The 14882-nt window shown below is 64.2% G+C and carries 17 protein-coding genes, 1 tRNA gene and 1 pseudogene; 9 read left to right on the top strand and 10 right to left on the bottom strand.

The features are described 5' to 3' along the window. The first annotated feature begins 27 nt into the window (after positions 1–27). Positions 28–321: an HlyU family transcriptional regulator gene (locus AC0YKC_RS28940; protein WP_434723637.1), complete on the top strand. Its 294-nt coding sequence runs from the start codon at positions 28–30 to the stop codon at positions 319–321. Between the two features lie 39 nt (positions 322–360). Here AC0YKC_RS28940 and kce read toward each other — a convergent pair whose 3' ends face one another. The 4 genes from kce to AC0YKC_RS28920 form a co-directional block, all read right to left on the bottom strand. Then, positions 361–1293 (bottom strand): 3,5-dioxohexanoate:acetyl-CoA acetone transferase, encoded by a 933-nt coding sequence (gene kce, locus AC0YKC_RS28935; protein WP_320293498.1) that lies wholly within the window; start codon positions 1291–1293, stop codon positions 361–363. A 45-nt stretch (positions 1294–1338) separates the two neighbouring features. Then, positions 1339–1503 (bottom strand): hypothetical protein, encoded by a 165-nt coding sequence (locus AC0YKC_RS28930; protein WP_488513547.1) that lies wholly within the window; start codon positions 1501–1503, stop codon positions 1339–1341. 14 nt (positions 1504–1517) lie between these two features. Then, positions 1518–1670, bottom strand: a complete 153-nt coding sequence (locus AC0YKC_RS28925) for a hypothetical protein (RefSeq protein ID WP_488513546.1) — start codon at positions 1668–1670, stop codon at positions 1518–1520. Positions 1671–1775: 105 nt separating this feature from the next. Next, on the bottom strand, positions 1776–2414 hold the full coding sequence (locus tag AC0YKC_RS28920; protein ID WP_488513545.1) for an FMN-dependent NADH-azoreductase: 639 nt from the start codon (positions 2412–2414) through the stop codon (positions 1776–1778). Between the two features lie 113 nt (positions 2415–2527). On the opposite strand from AC0YKC_RS28920, the gene AC0YKC_RS28915 reads away from it, so the two are divergent. Beyond that, positions 2528–3475, top strand: coding sequence for a LysR family transcriptional regulator (locus AC0YKC_RS28915; RefSeq protein WP_320293501.1), 948 nt, complete (start codon positions 2528–2530; stop codon positions 3473–3475). Here the strand turns inward: AC0YKC_RS28915 and AC0YKC_RS28910 are convergent. Next, positions 3417–4043, bottom strand: a complete 627-nt coding sequence (locus AC0YKC_RS28910; protein ID WP_488513544.1) for a TetR/AcrR family transcriptional regulator — start codon at positions 4041–4043, stop codon at positions 3417–3419. The two genes, AC0YKC_RS28915 and AC0YKC_RS28910, sit on opposite strands and share 59 nt — an antisense overlap. 66 nt (positions 4044–4109) lie before the next feature. Here AC0YKC_RS28910 and AC0YKC_RS28905 point away from each other — a divergent pair, with 66 nt between their 5' ends. Then, on the top strand, positions 4110–4535 hold the full coding sequence (locus tag AC0YKC_RS28905; protein ID WP_488513543.1) for a VOC family protein: 426 nt from the start codon (positions 4110–4112) through the stop codon (positions 4533–4535). A 15-nt stretch (positions 4536–4550) separates the two neighbouring features. Here AC0YKC_RS28905 and AC0YKC_RS28900 read toward each other — a convergent pair whose 3' ends face one another. Continuing rightward, the gene (locus AC0YKC_RS28900) at positions 4551–5498 is read right to left on the bottom strand and encodes a S1C family serine protease (RefSeq protein WP_488513542.1); all 948 of its coding nucleotides are present in this window, start codon (positions 5496–5498) and stop codon (positions 4551–4553) included. A 169-nt stretch (positions 5499–5667) separates the two neighbouring features. On the opposite strand from AC0YKC_RS28900, the gene AC0YKC_RS28895 reads away from it, so the two are divergent. The 3 genes from AC0YKC_RS28895 to AC0YKC_RS28885 all read left to right on the top strand — a co-directional run bounded on the left by AC0YKC_RS28895 (position 5668) and on the right by AC0YKC_RS28885 (position 8169). Continuing rightward, positions 5668–6543, top strand: coding sequence for a S1C family serine protease (locus tag AC0YKC_RS28895; RefSeq protein ID WP_320293505.1), 876 nt, complete (start codon positions 5668–5670; stop codon positions 6541–6543). Between the two features lie 8 nt (positions 6544–6551). Next, complete coding sequence (locus AC0YKC_RS28890) at positions 6552–7199, top strand: helix-turn-helix transcriptional regulator (RefSeq protein ID WP_320293506.1); 648 nt, start codon at positions 6552–6554, stop codon at positions 7197–7199. A 103-nt stretch (positions 7200–7302) separates the two neighbouring features. Further along, positions 7303–8169, top strand: a complete 867-nt coding sequence (locus tag AC0YKC_RS28885; RefSeq protein WP_488513541.1) for an SDR family oxidoreductase — start codon at positions 7303–7305, stop codon at positions 8167–8169. A gap of 11 nt (positions 8170–8180) precedes the next feature. Here AC0YKC_RS28885 and AC0YKC_RS28880 read toward each other — a convergent pair whose 3' ends face one another. Together AC0YKC_RS28880 and AC0YKC_RS28875 are read right to left on the bottom strand one after the other, a co-directional pair. Next, the gene (locus AC0YKC_RS28880) at positions 8181–8699 is read right to left on the bottom strand and encodes a TIGR00645 family protein (RefSeq protein ID WP_320293508.1); all 519 of its coding nucleotides are present in this window, start codon (positions 8697–8699) and stop codon (positions 8181–8183) included. A 404-nt stretch (positions 8700–9103) separates the two neighbouring features. Further along, complete coding sequence (locus AC0YKC_RS28875; RefSeq protein ID WP_488513540.1) at positions 9104–11497, bottom strand: OmpA family protein; 2394 nt, start codon at positions 11495–11497, stop codon at positions 9104–9106. A 195-nt stretch (positions 11498–11692) separates the two neighbouring features. Between AC0YKC_RS28875 and AC0YKC_RS28870 the strand changes: the two genes are divergently transcribed. After that, positions 11693–12139 carry a YcgN family cysteine cluster protein gene (locus tag AC0YKC_RS28870; protein ID WP_434723626.1) on the top strand — a complete coding sequence of 149 codons (447 nt, stop codon included), beginning with the start codon at positions 11693–11695 and terminating at the stop codon, positions 12137–12139. Positions 12140–12640: 501 nt separating this feature from the next. Then, a complete protein-coding gene (locus tag AC0YKC_RS28865) occupies positions 12641–13000 on the top strand; it encodes a hypothetical protein (protein WP_488513539.1) in 360 nt (119 codons plus the stop codon). Positions 13001–13209: 209 nt separating this feature from the next. Here AC0YKC_RS28865 and AC0YKC_RS28860 read toward each other — a convergent pair whose 3' ends face one another. Further along, the gene (locus tag AC0YKC_RS28860) at positions 13210–13920 is read right to left on the bottom strand and encodes an SIMPL domain-containing protein (protein ID WP_488513538.1); all 711 of its coding nucleotides are present in this window, start codon (positions 13918–13920) and stop codon (positions 13210–13212) included. 224 nt (positions 13921–14144) lie between these two features. On the opposite strand from AC0YKC_RS28860, the gene AC0YKC_RS28855 reads away from it, so the two are divergent. After that, positions 14145–14220 (top strand) — tRNA-Ile (locus AC0YKC_RS28855). A 191-nt stretch (positions 14221–14411) separates the two neighbouring features. Here AC0YKC_RS28855 and AC0YKC_RS28850 read toward each other — a convergent pair. Further along, a pseudogene (locus AC0YKC_RS28850) lies at positions 14412–14852 on the bottom strand (tyrosine-type recombinase/integrase); the annotation flags it as partial. Positions 14853–14882 lie beyond the last annotated feature (30 nt).

Raw genomic sequence — 14882 nt, 5'->3', positions numbered from 1 at the left:
CGCCCGCGTGAATGGGAGTTTTGAAAAATGTCTTTTCTGAAAAAGCTTTTTGGCGGCGGCAGTAGCGAGGCGACGGAGACCGGTTCCACCAAGCCGGCCAAGCAGGTCGAACACAAGGGATTCCTGATCAGCGCGACGCCCTACAAGGCCGAAGGCCAGTACCAGACCTGCGGCGTCGTCTCGAAGGAAGTGGACGGCGTGATGAAAGAGCACCGCTTCATCCGCGCCGACCGCTTCGCCGGACTGGACGACGCCGTCGACATATCGATCAAGAAGGGCATCCAACTGGTCGACGAGCAGGGCGAGCGGATGTTCGGCTAGCGGCGCAGGCTTCGGCCGCGCTGGCCAGCTTCTCCTCGCTCAGAACGCGACCTTGTCGCCGCCCTTGAGCTGCAGGATCTGGCGCGCCTCGTCGGGCGTGGCGATCGAGGCGCCGAGGCCTTCGATGATCTGGCGCACCTTGGTCACCTGCTCGGCGCTGGAGCGGGCGAGCTTGCCCTTGCCGATCCACAGCGAGTCCTCGAGGCCGACCCGCACATTGCCGCCCAGCGCGATAGCCTGCGTGGCGATCGGCAATTGATGGCGGCCGGCGCCCAGCACCGACCAGTGGTAGTCGTTGCCGAACAGGCGGTCGGCCGTGCGCTTCATATGCGCGACGTCTTCCGGATGCGTGCCGATGCCGCCGAGGATGCCGAACACGCTCTGGACGAAGAACGGCGCCTTGACCAGGCCCTGGTCGACAAAATGCGCCAGCGTGTAGAGATGGCCGATGTCGTAGCACTCGATCTCGAAGCGCGTACCGTTGTCGGCGCAGGTGCGCAAAATGTGCTCGATGTCGCCAAAGGTGTTGCGGAAGATGCGGTCGCGCGAGGATTCAAGATAGGGCCGCTCCCAATCATGCTCAAAGGTCTTGAAGCGCTCCAGCATCGGGAACAGCGCGAAATTCATCGACCCCATGTTGAGCGACGCGACTTCCGGAGCGAACACCTTCGCCGGCCTGACGCGTTCCTCCACGCTCATCGTCGCGGCACCCCCGGTGGTGATGTTGACGACGCAATTGGAGCGCTGCTTGATGACCTGCAGGAAAGGCGCGAAGGCCTCGGTCGACTGGTCGGGGCGTCCGTCGACCGGATTACGGGCATGGAGGTGGACGATCGCCGCACCCGCCTCGGCCGCCTCGATGGCCGCGGTCGCGATCTCCTCGGCCGTCACCGGCAGATGCGGCGACATTGACGGGGTGTGGATCGAACCCGTTACCGCGCAGGTGATGATGATCTTGTTCTGGTTCGCCATTTGATGCCCTGACTCGCTGTGACCGCGTCTTGTTTGACGGCCCGCCTATTTGACGGCGCCTTGCGTGATGCCGGAGATGAACTGCTTCGACAGCACGATGTAGAGCAGCGTAATCGGCAGCGCCGCCAGTGTCAGCCCGGTGAACAGCACCCCCCAGTCGGTGGTGAATTCGCCGACGAACACGGTCAGCCCTTGCGGCAGTGTCTTCAAATTGTCGGACGTGATCAGGACCAGCGGGGAGAAAAAGTCGTTCCAGCTTTTTTATTGCGCCGACGCCGATCGCCGTCAGCATGCTGGAAGATGTCGGAACCGCGCTCGGCGCCATGAAGCTGGCGCTGGATGACAGCCTGGGACTGATCCTGCGCGAGGACCGCCATCCGCCCGTGGTGCTCCCCACTTTAGGAAGGGCAATAGAAAGACCAGACGCAAAAAGAGGCAGGCGCTGGTGGGCGCCTGCCTATCTCATTTTCCGGCGTTGGCGGTCAGGCCGCGACGGCGGCGTGGTCGGCGGTGGCGGCCGCGATCGCGTCGACCTTGGCGGTGGCCTTGGCAAGGGCTGCGGTGACGGCGTCAGCGCCCATGCCGACGCCCTCGACGCGGATGACTTCTACGTCGGTCATGCCGAGGAAGCCGAGCACGCTGCGCAGGTAGGGGACCGCATGGTCCATCTGCACTGCGGCGCCTTCCGAATAGATGCCGCCGGAAGCGAGCACGATATAGACCTTCTTGCCGTTGACGAGGCCCTTCGGACCGCCTTCGCCATAAGCAAAGCTCTTGCCCGAGCGGGCGACGTGGTCGACCCACGATTTCAACGTCGAGGAGATGTTGAAGTTAATGAAGCCGGTGGCGAGGATCACGGTGTCGGCGGCGAAAAGCTCGTCGAGCACGGCGTCGGAAACGCCGACGACCTCGGCCTGGCGCGCGGTGCGGGCCTCGGCGGGCGTATAGATGCCGGTGGCGTAATCAGGATCGATATGCGGCAGCGGATTGGCGACCAGATCGCGCACGACGAGCGTGTTCGACGGATCGGCGGCAACGAGCTTCCGGGCAAGATCGGTGGCGACGCGGGTCGAGTGCGAAGCGTCGCCGCGCGGGCTGGACGTAACGAGAAGAATAGACATGGCGGTGTCCCCTTGGGGTTGGATTGAACTTTCCCCGCCAATATGGGATTGCCGCACTATCAGGATAACTGGTATAATATGTATACAATCCATCAATAAAATGGATGATATGCATGCAGCCGAACCCGACATTGGATCAGCTCCAAATCCTGGTGGCGGTGGCCGATACCGGCAGCTTCTCGGCCGCGGGCCGCAAGCTCAACCGGGCGCAGTCGGTGGTGAGCTACGGCATCGCCAATCTCGAAGCACAGCTCGGCCTGAAACTGTTCGAACGCGAAGGTGTGCGCGAGCCGCAACTGACCGATGTCGGCAAGGCGATGCTGGAGGATGCGCGGCGCATGATCGGCGTGCTACAGCGTATCCGTTCGCGCGCCGACGGTTACCGGCAAGGGCTGGAGGCGGAGGTGGCGGTTTCGGTCGACGTGGCGCTGCCTTCACCCGCGCTGGTGCGCGTGCTCAAGGCCTTCGAAGCCCAGTTCCCGGCGGTGACGCTGCGGCTTTATATCGGCTCGCTCGGCCTGATCATCGACCAGGTCGTCAGCGGCCAGTCGGATCTTGGCTTCGGCGGCTTGCAAGGCGATGCCGACGTCAATCTGCTGCGCATCGGCTTCATCTCGCTGGTGCCGGCCGCGGCGCCGGACCATCCCTTGGCCAAGCTGCCGAAGCCGGTGGCCGTCGAGGACCTGCGCGAGCATATCCAGCTCGTCGTCACCGACCAATCGGAGCGGACGCGTGGGCGCGACTATGGCGTGTTTGCCTATCGGACCTGGCGATTGACGGATGTGCGCACCAAGCATGCGCTGATGCGCGAAGGCCTTGGCTGGGGCGGCCTTCCGCGCTGGCTGATCGCCGACGACCTTGCCAGCGGCCGGCTGGTCGAACTCGATCTCGAGCCCTATCGCGAGGTGCGCTCGCCGCTCTATGCCATGCACCGGGCCGACCGCAGCCCTAAGCCGGCGGCATCCTGGCTGATCGACGAGTTCAAGCGGCAACTCGGCTGCTTCAACGAGATGGAGCCGGGCGTGTGGACCGAGGAGGGGCCGGAGACAAGCCGTCCATGAGCGCGATCAGCACCGCGCGGTAATCCGCGGCGGACGCGCCGGCCTCGATGGCCAAAGCCGCCCGGTCGAAGGCGGCCGCCAGCAGCGCGGTCAGCGCCTCGGCCGGCAATCTGGTCATCGCCTGCGCGCGCATTGCGGCGACCAAGCCTTCGCGCAGCGAGCGGTTGCCGTAGCGGTTGTCGATCTCGTCCATGGCCGCGCGTCCGAGCACCGCCGGCCCGTCGAGCAGCAGAAGCCGCGTGCGGCCGGGCGCGCGCATTGCAGCCAGATAGGCATCCGATCCGGCGATCAGCGCGTCGCGCGCGGAGAGCGAGGGCGGGGAGGCTTGATCGATCTCCGCCGCCACGGCCGCCGCCTCCTGTTCGACGACCGCCGCGAACAGCGCCTGCTTGTCGGCGAAGTGATGGTAGAGCGCGCCGCGCGTGACACCGGCCTCGGCGACGATCTCCGGCGTGCCGGTCTCGGCATAGGATTTTTCCGTAAACAGCTTTCGCGCCGCGCGGATCAGATCGGCGCGCGTCGCCTCGGTGCGGTCGCGGTTGGAGCGACGTCCGGATCCTTGTTGCATACATGCAGCCTGTATGTTATTTAAACTTACATACAGACTGTATGTTGGATGAGGGGAGAAAGAAAGATGAAGGCGACAAGCTATTATCCAGTGCTGATGACCGGCGATGTCGCAGGCACCGCGGATTTCTATGTCGAGCATTTCCGCTTCGAGCCGCTGTTCGAGAGCGACTGGTATGTCCATCTGCGCTCCAGCGAGGACAGGCGCGTCAATCTCGGCATCGTCCAGGGCGACCATGAGACAATCCCGGAGGAGGGGCGGGGTCGCGCATCCGGCCTGCTGATCAATTTCGAGGTGCGCGATCCCGACGCTGTCTATGAGCGGGTTGTTGCCGCGGGCCTGCCGATCCTGCGCACGCTCCGCGACGAGCCCTTCGGCCAGCGCCATTTCATCACCAGGGATCCCAACGGCGTGCTGATCGACGTCATCAAGCCGATTGCGCCAAGCGAGGAATTTTTAGCGCAGTACGCGGAAGGTGCGGCCGGCAACTGAGCCGCGCGAGGGTTCTCAGTTCGTCCGCGCCACCGGCGTCACCACCACCTGGCTGACGCCGGTGCGGCGCACGACCGTGCACAGCGTCTCGCGACCGATACGCTCGGCGTCGAGCATGCGCACGAGGTCGTCGACGCCGGTCACCGGCCGGCCGTCTATTGCCGCGATGATGTCGCCTTCCTTCAGGCCGGCCTTTGCCGCGGGACCGTTCTTCTCGACGCTGCGCAGGCGCACCGCCGTGTTCGTGGTCACCTGCGACAGGAGTGCCGCCCGGCGCGGCAGGTTGGTCGTGTCGGCGGAGACGCCGATGAAGGCGCGGCGCACGCGGCCGAAGCGGATGATTTCCGAGATGACGAAGTTGGCGGTGTTGGAGGCGACCGCAAAGGCGATGCCCTGCGCGCCATGGATCATGGCAGTGTTGACGCCGATCACCTCGCCGGCAGACGACACCAGCGGTCCGCCCGAATTGCCGGGATTGAGCGCGGCATCGGTCTGGATGACGTCGTCGATCAGCCGGCCGGTCGAAGCGCGCATCGAGCGGCCGAGCGCGGAGACGACGCCGGCGGTGACGGTCCATTCGAAGCCGAGCGGATTGCCGATCGCGATCGCGATCTGGCCGCGGCGCAGGCGCTTGGAATCGCCGAGCGGCGCGATGTCGGCGAAGCTGCCGTCGGCACGAACGAGCGCGATGTCGGTGTCGGGATCGCGGCCGAGCACCTGGCCTTCGCGCGAAGCGCCGTCCGGCATCGTCACGCGCACGGCGCGCGCATCGCCGACGACATGGAAATTGGTGACGACCAGCCCATCCTGCGCGATGACAAAGCCGGAGCCGTGACCGCCGGCGCCGATGCGCTCGATGCGGCAGACCGCCGGTCCGATGCGGTCGACGGCGTCGGCGACACTAGACGAATAGGCATCGAGCAGAGCGTCGTCGGATTGGAGTTTTTCGGCGGCGAAGGCCATCGGCGGGCTCCCGTGTGATCTGGCGAAAATGATGACTATATGTGCGGAGCGGTCGCGATTGCCGCGACCTGACCATATGGCCAGTCCGGCAGGCGACTAGCCGTCAGGCGAGTACCCCCGTCGGCGTTCCGGAGCGATATCTGGGTCACCGAACCCAGGAGACAGTCTTATGAGCGACTTCAACCTCAGTGCCTTTTCCGACGCGATCGCCGATGTCGCGGCGGCTGCTGCTCCGGCAGTGGCGAGCTTCGTCACGCACCACCACCGCACCGCGAGCGCCTTCCATTGGAGCGACGGCTTCTTCGTCACCGCCGAGGAAGCGGTTGAAGCCGGCGAGGAGATCGAATTGACGCTGGCCTCCGGTGAAGCCATGAAGGCAGAGCTTGTCGGCCGCGATCCCTCAACGGGCGTAGCCCTGCTGAAGCCGGCTTCCGCCACTGCCGGTTTGCCGCAGCTGGCTCAGGCCGGCGCCGTGCGGCCCGGCCATATCGCGATCGCCGCCGGCAACAGTGATGGCGCCGCGCTTGCGGTGTTCGGCACGGTCGGCGAGGTCGGGCCGGCTTGGCGCTCGATGCGCGGCGGCACGATCGACCGGCGCATCAACCTCGCCATCAACACCGGCGGGCGCTTCGAGGGCGGGCCGGTGCTCGACGCCAAGGGCGGCCTGATCGGCATGCTTCTGTTCGGGCCGCGCCGGCGCGCGCTGGTCATGCCTTACGAGACCATCGAGCGTGCTGTCGCGACGCTGCGCGAGAAGGGCCATGTCGCGCGCGGCTATCTCGGCGCCGGGCTGCATCCGATCCGCAACGGCGACACGAAAGGCGCCATGGTGATGAGCCTCGACGATAACGGCCCGGCCAAGGCCGCCGGCCTGCATGTCGGCGACATCGTCGTCGCCTGGAACGGCGAGGCGGTACATGGCCCGCGCGAGCTGATCCGCAAGCTCGGACCGGACAGCGCCGGCACCACCGTGACGCTCGGCGTTTCGAGCGGCGGCGCTGAGCGCGACGTGTCGATCACCATCGGCGAGAAGCCGCTGAGCTGAGAGGGCCGATGGCAAGCAGCGCAGCACAAACGATCGCGAGACCAGAGCCGGCAAGCCACCGGCTGACGGTGCTTGTCGCGCTCGCCGATGCCCAGCGGGCCGAGCAGCTTGCCGATGCGCTGGCCGCGAGCGACGATCTGGCGCCCGCATTGGCCGGAAGCGGCGTCGGCCAGATGGCGGATGTCGCCATCGCCGATGAGGCTGGCCTCGAAAGCCGGGTCGTCAGTTCGGCCACGCCCATAGTCCTGCTTTCTAGGCGTGTGGGCAGCGAGCGGGTGGCGGACAATGTGCTGGCCGTGCTGCCCACCTCCGCAGATGGCCTGCTGATCGCCGCCGCGGCGCGATTGGCGGCCTCAGGCTACCGCGTCGGCAAGGCGCCGCCGTCCAAGGTCCTGCATGACGATTTCCATGATGACGAGCTTGCCGGGGAAGAGACGCCTGACGACAACCAGCCTCGCCCGGCTCTGTCGCCGCGGGAGGCCGAAGTGCTGGCGCTGTTGGCCGAAGGTGCGCCGAACAAGGTCATCGCCCGGCGGCTCAACATTTCCGTCCACACGGCAAAGTTCCACGTCGCCGCCATCCTGATCAAACTCGGTGCCGCCAACCGGACAGACGCCATAGCAATCGCCATGCGGCAAGGGCTCGTGCTCGTCTAGGCCTCTCCCGCACGACGCAGCGTAATCTCCGATTGGCTCCTTGGGTCTTGCGCCACGGCCGTACGCCGCGCAATTTGCCTGCACATTGAGGAGGAGGCGAAGGATGTCGCTCAGCGGAAAGACGCTATTCATCTCGGGCGGATCGCGCGGCATCGGGCTGGCGATCGCGCTGCGCGCGGCGCGCGACGGCGCCAATGTGACGATCGCGGCCAAGACCGCCGAGCCGCATCCGAAGCTGCCGGGCACGATCTACAGCGCGGCCGAGGAGATCGAACAGGCCGGCGGCAAGGCGCTGCCGGTGCTTTGCGACATTCGCGACGAGGCGCAGGTCGCCGAGGCGGTGGCCAAGACGGTCGAACGGTTCGGCGGCATCGACATCTGCGTCAACAATGCCAGCGCCATTCAGCTCACCGGCACGCTGGAGACCGACATGAAGCGCTACGATCTGATGCACCAGATCAACACGCGCGGCACCTTCCTGGTCTCCAAAATGTGCATTCCCCACCTTAAGTTGGCAAAGAATCCTCACATCCTGAATCTGGCGCCGCCGCTCGACATGAAGGCCAAGTGGTTCAAGAACCACGTCGCCTACACGATGGCCAAGTTCGGCATGTCGATGTGCACGCTTGGCATGAGCGCCGAGTTTGCCAAGGACGGCATTGCCGTCAATTCGCTATGGCCGATCTCGACCATCGACACGGCCGCCGTGCGCAATTTGCTGGGTGGCGCCACGGTCGCGGCGATGAGCCGCTCGCCCGACATAATGGCCGATGCCGCGCACGCGATCTTCCTGCGCCCATCGCGCGAGGCGACCGGCAATTTCTATATCGATGAAGAGGTGCTGCGTGCCGAAGGCGTCACGGACTTTTCGATCTATGCGCCCGGCGCCAAGGGGCAACTGGCCGGCGATTTCTTCGTACCGGACGAAGTGTTTGCGAGGACCGACACCAACATCAGGACCATCTACTGAAAGGAGCGGATCTATTCCGCCTCGGCCTTCTTGCCCTTCGCCAACGCCATCACCCGGTCGATATAGGCGAGCATAAGCGCCGAGAAGACGAAGGCCAGATGCATGACGGTCAGCCACATGAGCTGATCGCTCGTGTAGGAAGCGTGGTTGAGGAACACCTGCAAAAGGTGGATGGACGAGATCGCGACAATGGTCGAGGCGACCTTGACCTTCAGCGAGCCGACATCGATCGTTCCCAGCCAATGGACCTCGCCGTCCTGCTCGTCGAAACGGCTGACGAAATTCTCGTAGCCCGAGATGATGACCATCACCACCAGCGAGGCGACAAGTGCGGCGTCGATCAGCCCCAGCATCTTCAGGATCGTGTCGGTGTCGCCGAGCGTGAAGGCGCTCATGATGAACTCATAGAGCTTCTTGCCAAAAGACAGCGCGTAGGTCGCCAGCGCCACGCCGAGCCCGAGATAGAAGACCACCAGCAGCCAGCGCGAGGCCAGGATGACGGATTCGATGGCGAGTTCGAGACGCTTCATAAAGGGTTCCGGTCAAATTGCGATAGAGCGGTTCACCGTTTCACGGAAACGGCGAACCGCTCTATCTCTTTTGTTTTTACGCAATTCCGAACGGAAAACCGCTCACACTTTTCCTGGAATTGCTCTGGGCCGTATTTCGGTCAGGTAGCCCCCGTTTTCAAGACAAAAAACCCCGCCGGGGAGGGGCCCGGCGGGGCTCAGTGTGTCCCGCTGGAGTCGGGACAGGGCAGGGAACGCCCTGAAGAAAATTTGGGTGTCGTAATGCGGCAATTCAATGAGTTAGCGGGATAACCGGAACAAATCTTCTTGAGCCGGACAGCAAAAGGCCCGTCCTGTGAGGGACGGGCCTTGGCTTTTCGCGCTGATTCCAAAAATCCAATCAAGCTTTTGAAATCAAACGTGCATCACTGCTCGCTGTTGCTCGCCACCGGCGCCACCAACGAGGTGATGCGGCGGATCGCGACACGACGGTTCTCCCGGTTCGGGCCGGGTGTGTTCACCTTGAGGTATTCCTCGCCATAGCCTTGCGTGGTGAGGTTCTCGGCCGGGATGCCAAAGGCATTGGTCAATGCCTCGGCGACCGCCTCGGCGCGGCGGTCCGAGAGGGCGAGGTTTGCCTCCGGCGTGCCGACGGCGTCGGTGTGGCCTTCGATCAGGAAGGTCTCGGCCGGGTTCTTCTTGAGCAGTTTTTCGATCGCGTTGGCGACGCCATCGAGCTTCTGCACCTCGGTGTCGGAGATGGTGGCCGAGCCGAAGTCGAAGTTCAGCGTGTCGAGGTCGATACGCCGGGCGATATCGCGCACGCGGGCCGACCGCTTCACCTCGTCGATCGAGTATAGACGCTGCACCCTCTCCACCGGCGGCTGCTCGAGGAAGGTGTAGTAGTCGTCGTCACTCTGGACGTCCTCGGAATCGAGGATGTAGTCCCGGCGGGGTATGTCGAGCCGCATCGGCGGCAGGTCGTCACCAGGATCGCGCCACTCGTCGACGTCATTGTAATAACGCTCGTCGACATAGCTCAGCACATATTCGCGGCCGTCCGGCATGATGCGCGAACGCCTGACGACATCGCCGTTTCGGTTGCGGATGGTGACGATCCTGACGCCGTTGTCGCGCTCCACGATTTCACGGGTTCGGCCGCCCGAAAGATCCTCGTAGTAGACGTCTCTGGCGCCGCGCGTAATGCGAGGTGCCTCGTTGCTTTCCACGAATGTCTGGTTGTTGAACTGGAGGATCACGCGGTCTCCGAGTTGCTTGACCACGTCAGCACCCTGCGGCCGCCGGCGCTCGCGGACAACGTCCTGCGGCGTGAGTTCGACGCGCTTGCCCTTTTCCTCGGTCACAGGAGCGATCTTTTCAGGCTGGATCGCCTGCTGCGCCGTCTTGTCGTCGGTGGGCGGCGGGCCCTGATCGACCGGGGCAGGCTGCTGCGCCTGCTCGCCACCCTGCTGCTGTCCGGCCTGATTGGCGTTCTGGCCATTGCCGGACTGGCCATTTTCGGTTTGAGCGCCACCGGTCTGGGCACCGCCGTTCTGGCCGTTGTCGTTGCGGCCCCGGTGCTTGCGCACGGCATCTTTCTGGCTATCCAGAACCGGAGCCTCGTTCGGGTTGGCGGTTTCGCCCTGCGCGGCGTTGCCGCCGGCGGCCGGTTGGTTATTGTTGGCGGGCTGGTTGCCGGTGGCTGGCTGTTCGCCGGTGGCAGGTTGCTGCTCGCCGGTGAGGGGCTTACGGCCAGTCTTTGTTTGCTCGCCGGTCTTTGGTTGCTCGCCAATTGCAGGCTGCTCGCCGGTTGCGGGCTGTTCACCATTTGCCGGCTGTTCGGCAGTCGGCTTCTTGCCGCGCTTCTTCTTGTCCAGGGTCTGTTCGCCCTGAGCCGGCTGCTCGCCATTCTGCAACGGTTGCGCCTGCTGCACGGGTTCGCCTGCCGGCGCGGTCTTCTGGGTCTGCTCGGTCGGTGTCTGTCCTGCCGGAGCGGTCTCGTTCTGCTGGTTCTGCTTGTGCTTCTTCTTGAACTGGTTGCCGCCCTGCTGGTTATCATTGGCAGGGGCGGTCTGTTCGGTCGGCGCAGCCTGCTCGCCGGCCTGCCCGGCCGGTTCGCTCTGCTGTTGATCGTGCTTGCGCTTCTTGCGGCCCTGGTTGCCTTGCTGCTGGTCGCCCTGTTGCTGGTCGTTCGCGGCGGGCGCGATCTGCTGCGCGGGCTGTTCAGCCGGCGCCGATTCGATCTGTTGCTGGTTGCGCTTCTTCTTGCGCGGCTGCTGCTCGTCGGTCGCAGGCTGGCCGCCCTGATCGGCGGGGGCCGCCTCGATCTGCTGCTGCTGATCGCGCTTCTTGCGCGGCTTGATCGGCTGCTCGTCGGTCGCGGGCTGGCCGCCCTGGTCGGCGGGCGCGGCCTCGGTCTGCTGCTGCTGATCGCGCTTCTTACGCGGCTTGAATTGCTGCTCGGCGGGCGCGGCTTCCCCGGACTGACCATTATCCATCTGTTGCTGGTCTTGCCGTTTCTTGCGCGGTTTCTGCTCGGTCTCGGCAGGCGCGGCCTGTTCGGCTGCCGGCGCCGATTCGCTTTGCTGCTGCTGGTCGCGCTTCTTTTTGCGCGGCTGTTCCCCCTGCTGGCCGCTGCCGGCTTGGGCGCATTCCTCGGCCGACTGGCCTTCGGCGCAGGCGGCCTGCGCGAGAATGAGTGGCGCGCCATGCAGGCTGCCCGAAGCGACACCCCCCTGCAGCGGGTACGCGCCCAACGGCGCGGATGCCATCAGCAGGCCGATTGCCGTGCCCGCCAGAATCCGTGGTTGGCGTTTCATATCAATTTTCTCCTAGTGGGGTCCCATCCCTGCCCAAACTTTCATCAACCGCAATTGGTTCCGTCAGGCATTGGCGCCAGCCAAGGATGTCCGACCGGCGTTTTGAAGGCAATTTCGTGTTTTTCTAATGTTGATACGGGGTCAGCGTCACAGCAGCGCTTGACCGGAAGGCCGCGGAGGGCCAAATCCAGCAAAATGACCGCACCGTTCTGGAAAACCAAGACGCTTGAGGCGATGACCCCGGCCGAATGGGAATCGCTTTGCGACGGCTGCGGCAAATGTTGCCTGTCGAAGCTCGAGGACGAGGATACGGGCGAGATCTTCTGGACAAGCGTCGGCTGCAGGCTGTTCGACGCGCAGAACTGCCGTTGCTCCGACTATGCCAACCGCCTGGCGCGGGTGCCCGATTGCGTCGGCCTGACGCCGCAGAATGTGCGCACCATCACCTGGCTGCCAAAGACCTGCGCCTACCGGCTTATTGCCGAGGGACATGATCTCTACTGGTGGCACAGGCTTGTTTCGGGGAGCGCCGAGACTGTGCACGATGCCGGCATTTCAATCCGGGGCCGTGTGAAGGCCAAGGAGACCGATCTGGCCGACCCGGATGACTACTTTGATTATATACTGGACGACGAACCCTGACGGGTTTGCATCTGGATGACGAGCCCTGACGGGTTCACGTCTGGCGACGAATCGTAACCGGTTCGCAACGCATATTGATGACCAAGGCTGAGCCGTCCGCGTTTAAGGACGAACCGTGGTGAGTTCGCGTTTAAGCACTACGGGCGACGAACCCTGGCGGGTTCGCGCTTAGACGGGCGACAAACCCTGGCGGGTTCGCGCTTAGGCCCTGAGGGGGGTGGCGTTTTTGGCGATGAGCGACGAACCCTGGCGGGTTCGCGCTTAGACGGGCGACGAACCCTGGCGGGTTCGCGCTTAGACGGGCGACGAACCCTGGCGGGTTCGCGCTTAGACGGGCGACGAACCCTGGCGGGTTCGCGCTTATACGAGCGACGAACCCTGGCGGGTTCGCGCTTATATGAACCGAGCATGAACGGCCGGTTCGCGGAAAGTTCAGACACAAAAAGGCATTTTCCCATCATTGGTTCTACGGGCGACAGCCCACAACAAGGAGAGAAGACGATGTTCAACACGATCAAGATGGCAGCCCTTTCGGCCCTTGTCGGGCTTGGCACTTTGGCCGCCATCCCGGCGCATGCGGACAGCCTCTATCTCGGTTTCGGGGACAGGCACGACCCGCGTTTCGGCATCTACACCGGCGACGACGACGGCTATCGCCGTGACTGGCGCCGTAACCGCGACCGCGACTGGCGCGGCTGCTCGCCGGAACGCGCCCTCGACAAGGCCGAGCGCATGGGTCTGGATCGCGCGCGCATCGTCGACATGAGCCGCCGTACCGTGAAGGTGGCCGGCCGCCAGTATGGCGACCGTGTCGTGGTGGTGTTCGCCAACGAGCGCGGCTGCCCGATCATCTATCGCTGAGACTGGAGCTGATCCTCAAAGAGGATTGCCGCTGGATATGATCTTCTGCGAAGATCAATCCCAAAGCATCGATGAGCTGGAAGGACGATCCTCTGCGAGGATCGCCTCTTAGCGGAGCCCCTCAAATGAGGCGCGGCTCCAAAAAGCCCCGGAGGATCGATCCTCCGGGGCTTTTTATTAACGGCATGCCTTGCGACGCCGGCCGGATGTCACTTCAGCTCGAAGGTGACCGCGACCTGGACGTTGTAGGAATTCTCGCCGGCTTGCACCGGCACGGCCGAACGGGCCGCATCGAACGACTTGGCCGCCATCGGCATCGGCACCGGCGCGACATTCTGGTCGGTGATCTCGAGCACCTTGCCCAGGCTGACGCCGGCAGCTTCAGCGAGCGTCTTTGCCTTGGCCATCGCGTCGGCGACGGCCTTCTTGCGCGCCTCGGTGATCGTCGCCTTCGGATCGTCATTGGTGAAGGTGATGCCGCCACCTTGATTGACGCCGAGCGACACCGCCTTGTCGAGGATCTCGCCCGTCTTGTCGACATTGCGCACGCGCACCGACAGCGTGTTGGTTACCTGATAGGCGACGAGCTCGGCTTCCTGGCTGCCGTCGGCCTTGTTGGTGTAATTGTAGCGCGGGTTGATCTGGATGCCGGCGGTCTGCAGGTCGCGGTCGGCGATGCCTGCGGATTTCATCGCCGCGATCACTGCCGCCATAGCGTCGTTGTTGGCGTCGAGCGCTTCGCGCGCGCTCTTGGCCTCGCGCATGACGCTGAGCGAAAGAATCGCCATGTCGGGCGCCACGGTCGCTTCGCCTTCGCCGGACACGATGATGCGGGGCGGGGGCTGGGTGTCGGCGGCGCGTGCAAGCGCCGGGAACGCGACCGCGGCAGCGAGCGCGATGGGCAAAAGATGTCTGGTCATGAAAACTCCTCGAAGTCTGCAGTCCGCAGCACCCGCGCCGCATCTCACTCGACCCCGCAAAGGCGCCGATTCCCTGCGATGCGGTGCATGGGCCTGGACCTGTTCACGCGCCTTATGGGCGCAAGCCGCTCTACGCAGCGAATATGGGCTGATTTTGACGGTTCCCGCCAGAACCTTTGAAAGCCTTGTGCAGACGAGCGAAAAACACTAAGCCAGCCCGCGTGGGGCCTGTAGCTCAATGGTTAGAGCCGGCGGCTCATAACCGCTTGGTTGGGGGTTCGAGTCCCTCCGGGCCCACCATTATCGTTATTTGTCAATGGCTTATAGGGTGGTTCGCCACGAGGTTCGCCAACAGGTTCGCCAAGCATCGGCTTGCGCGTGACCAGCCGCACGACTCGATCCATCCCCTGGACCGCGAGCCGTACCTGCGATGCCTCGCGCGAATAGAGCTCCGCATGATCGATATCGTCGTGACCGAGGACGTCCATCATCTGCCTGGTGGAGGCCTCGGCCTCGGCCAGATAAACACCGAGCGATTTCCTCAAACCATGCAGGGTTAGGCCCCTCGGAAGACCGGCAAGCTTGCACCAATGCGCCATCATTCCAGTCAGCGACTTGTCGGAGAACGGCTCACCATAGCCGTTGACCAAGACGTTCTCGCCGCGCCTGTCAGCCGCATCCAGGATCTCGCACAGCATCGGCGTGATCGGCACGAAAAGTCGCTTGCCGCCGGTTCGTCCCTTGTTCTTGGCCTGGACGATATCAAACCCGTCGAAGTGACGCTCGACGCCATCGATGAAGACACGGCGGGTGACCCTCTGGTCCCAGCGCAAGCCTGCGACGTCGCCGCGGCGGTTGCCGAGCCAAAGCGCCAAACCGTAACAGGTGCGTGCCGCCGTCCCGCGCGGCCAACGGTTTTCGAATTGCGCCATCGCCTCGCGTGACCATGCTTTCCATCCGGC

The sequence above is a fragment of the Mesorhizobium sp. CNPSo 4661 genome, from assembly GCF_057784215.1.
Note: the sequence above shows the minus strand (reverse complement) of the source record. Positions and strands in the feature narration are given on the sequence as shown.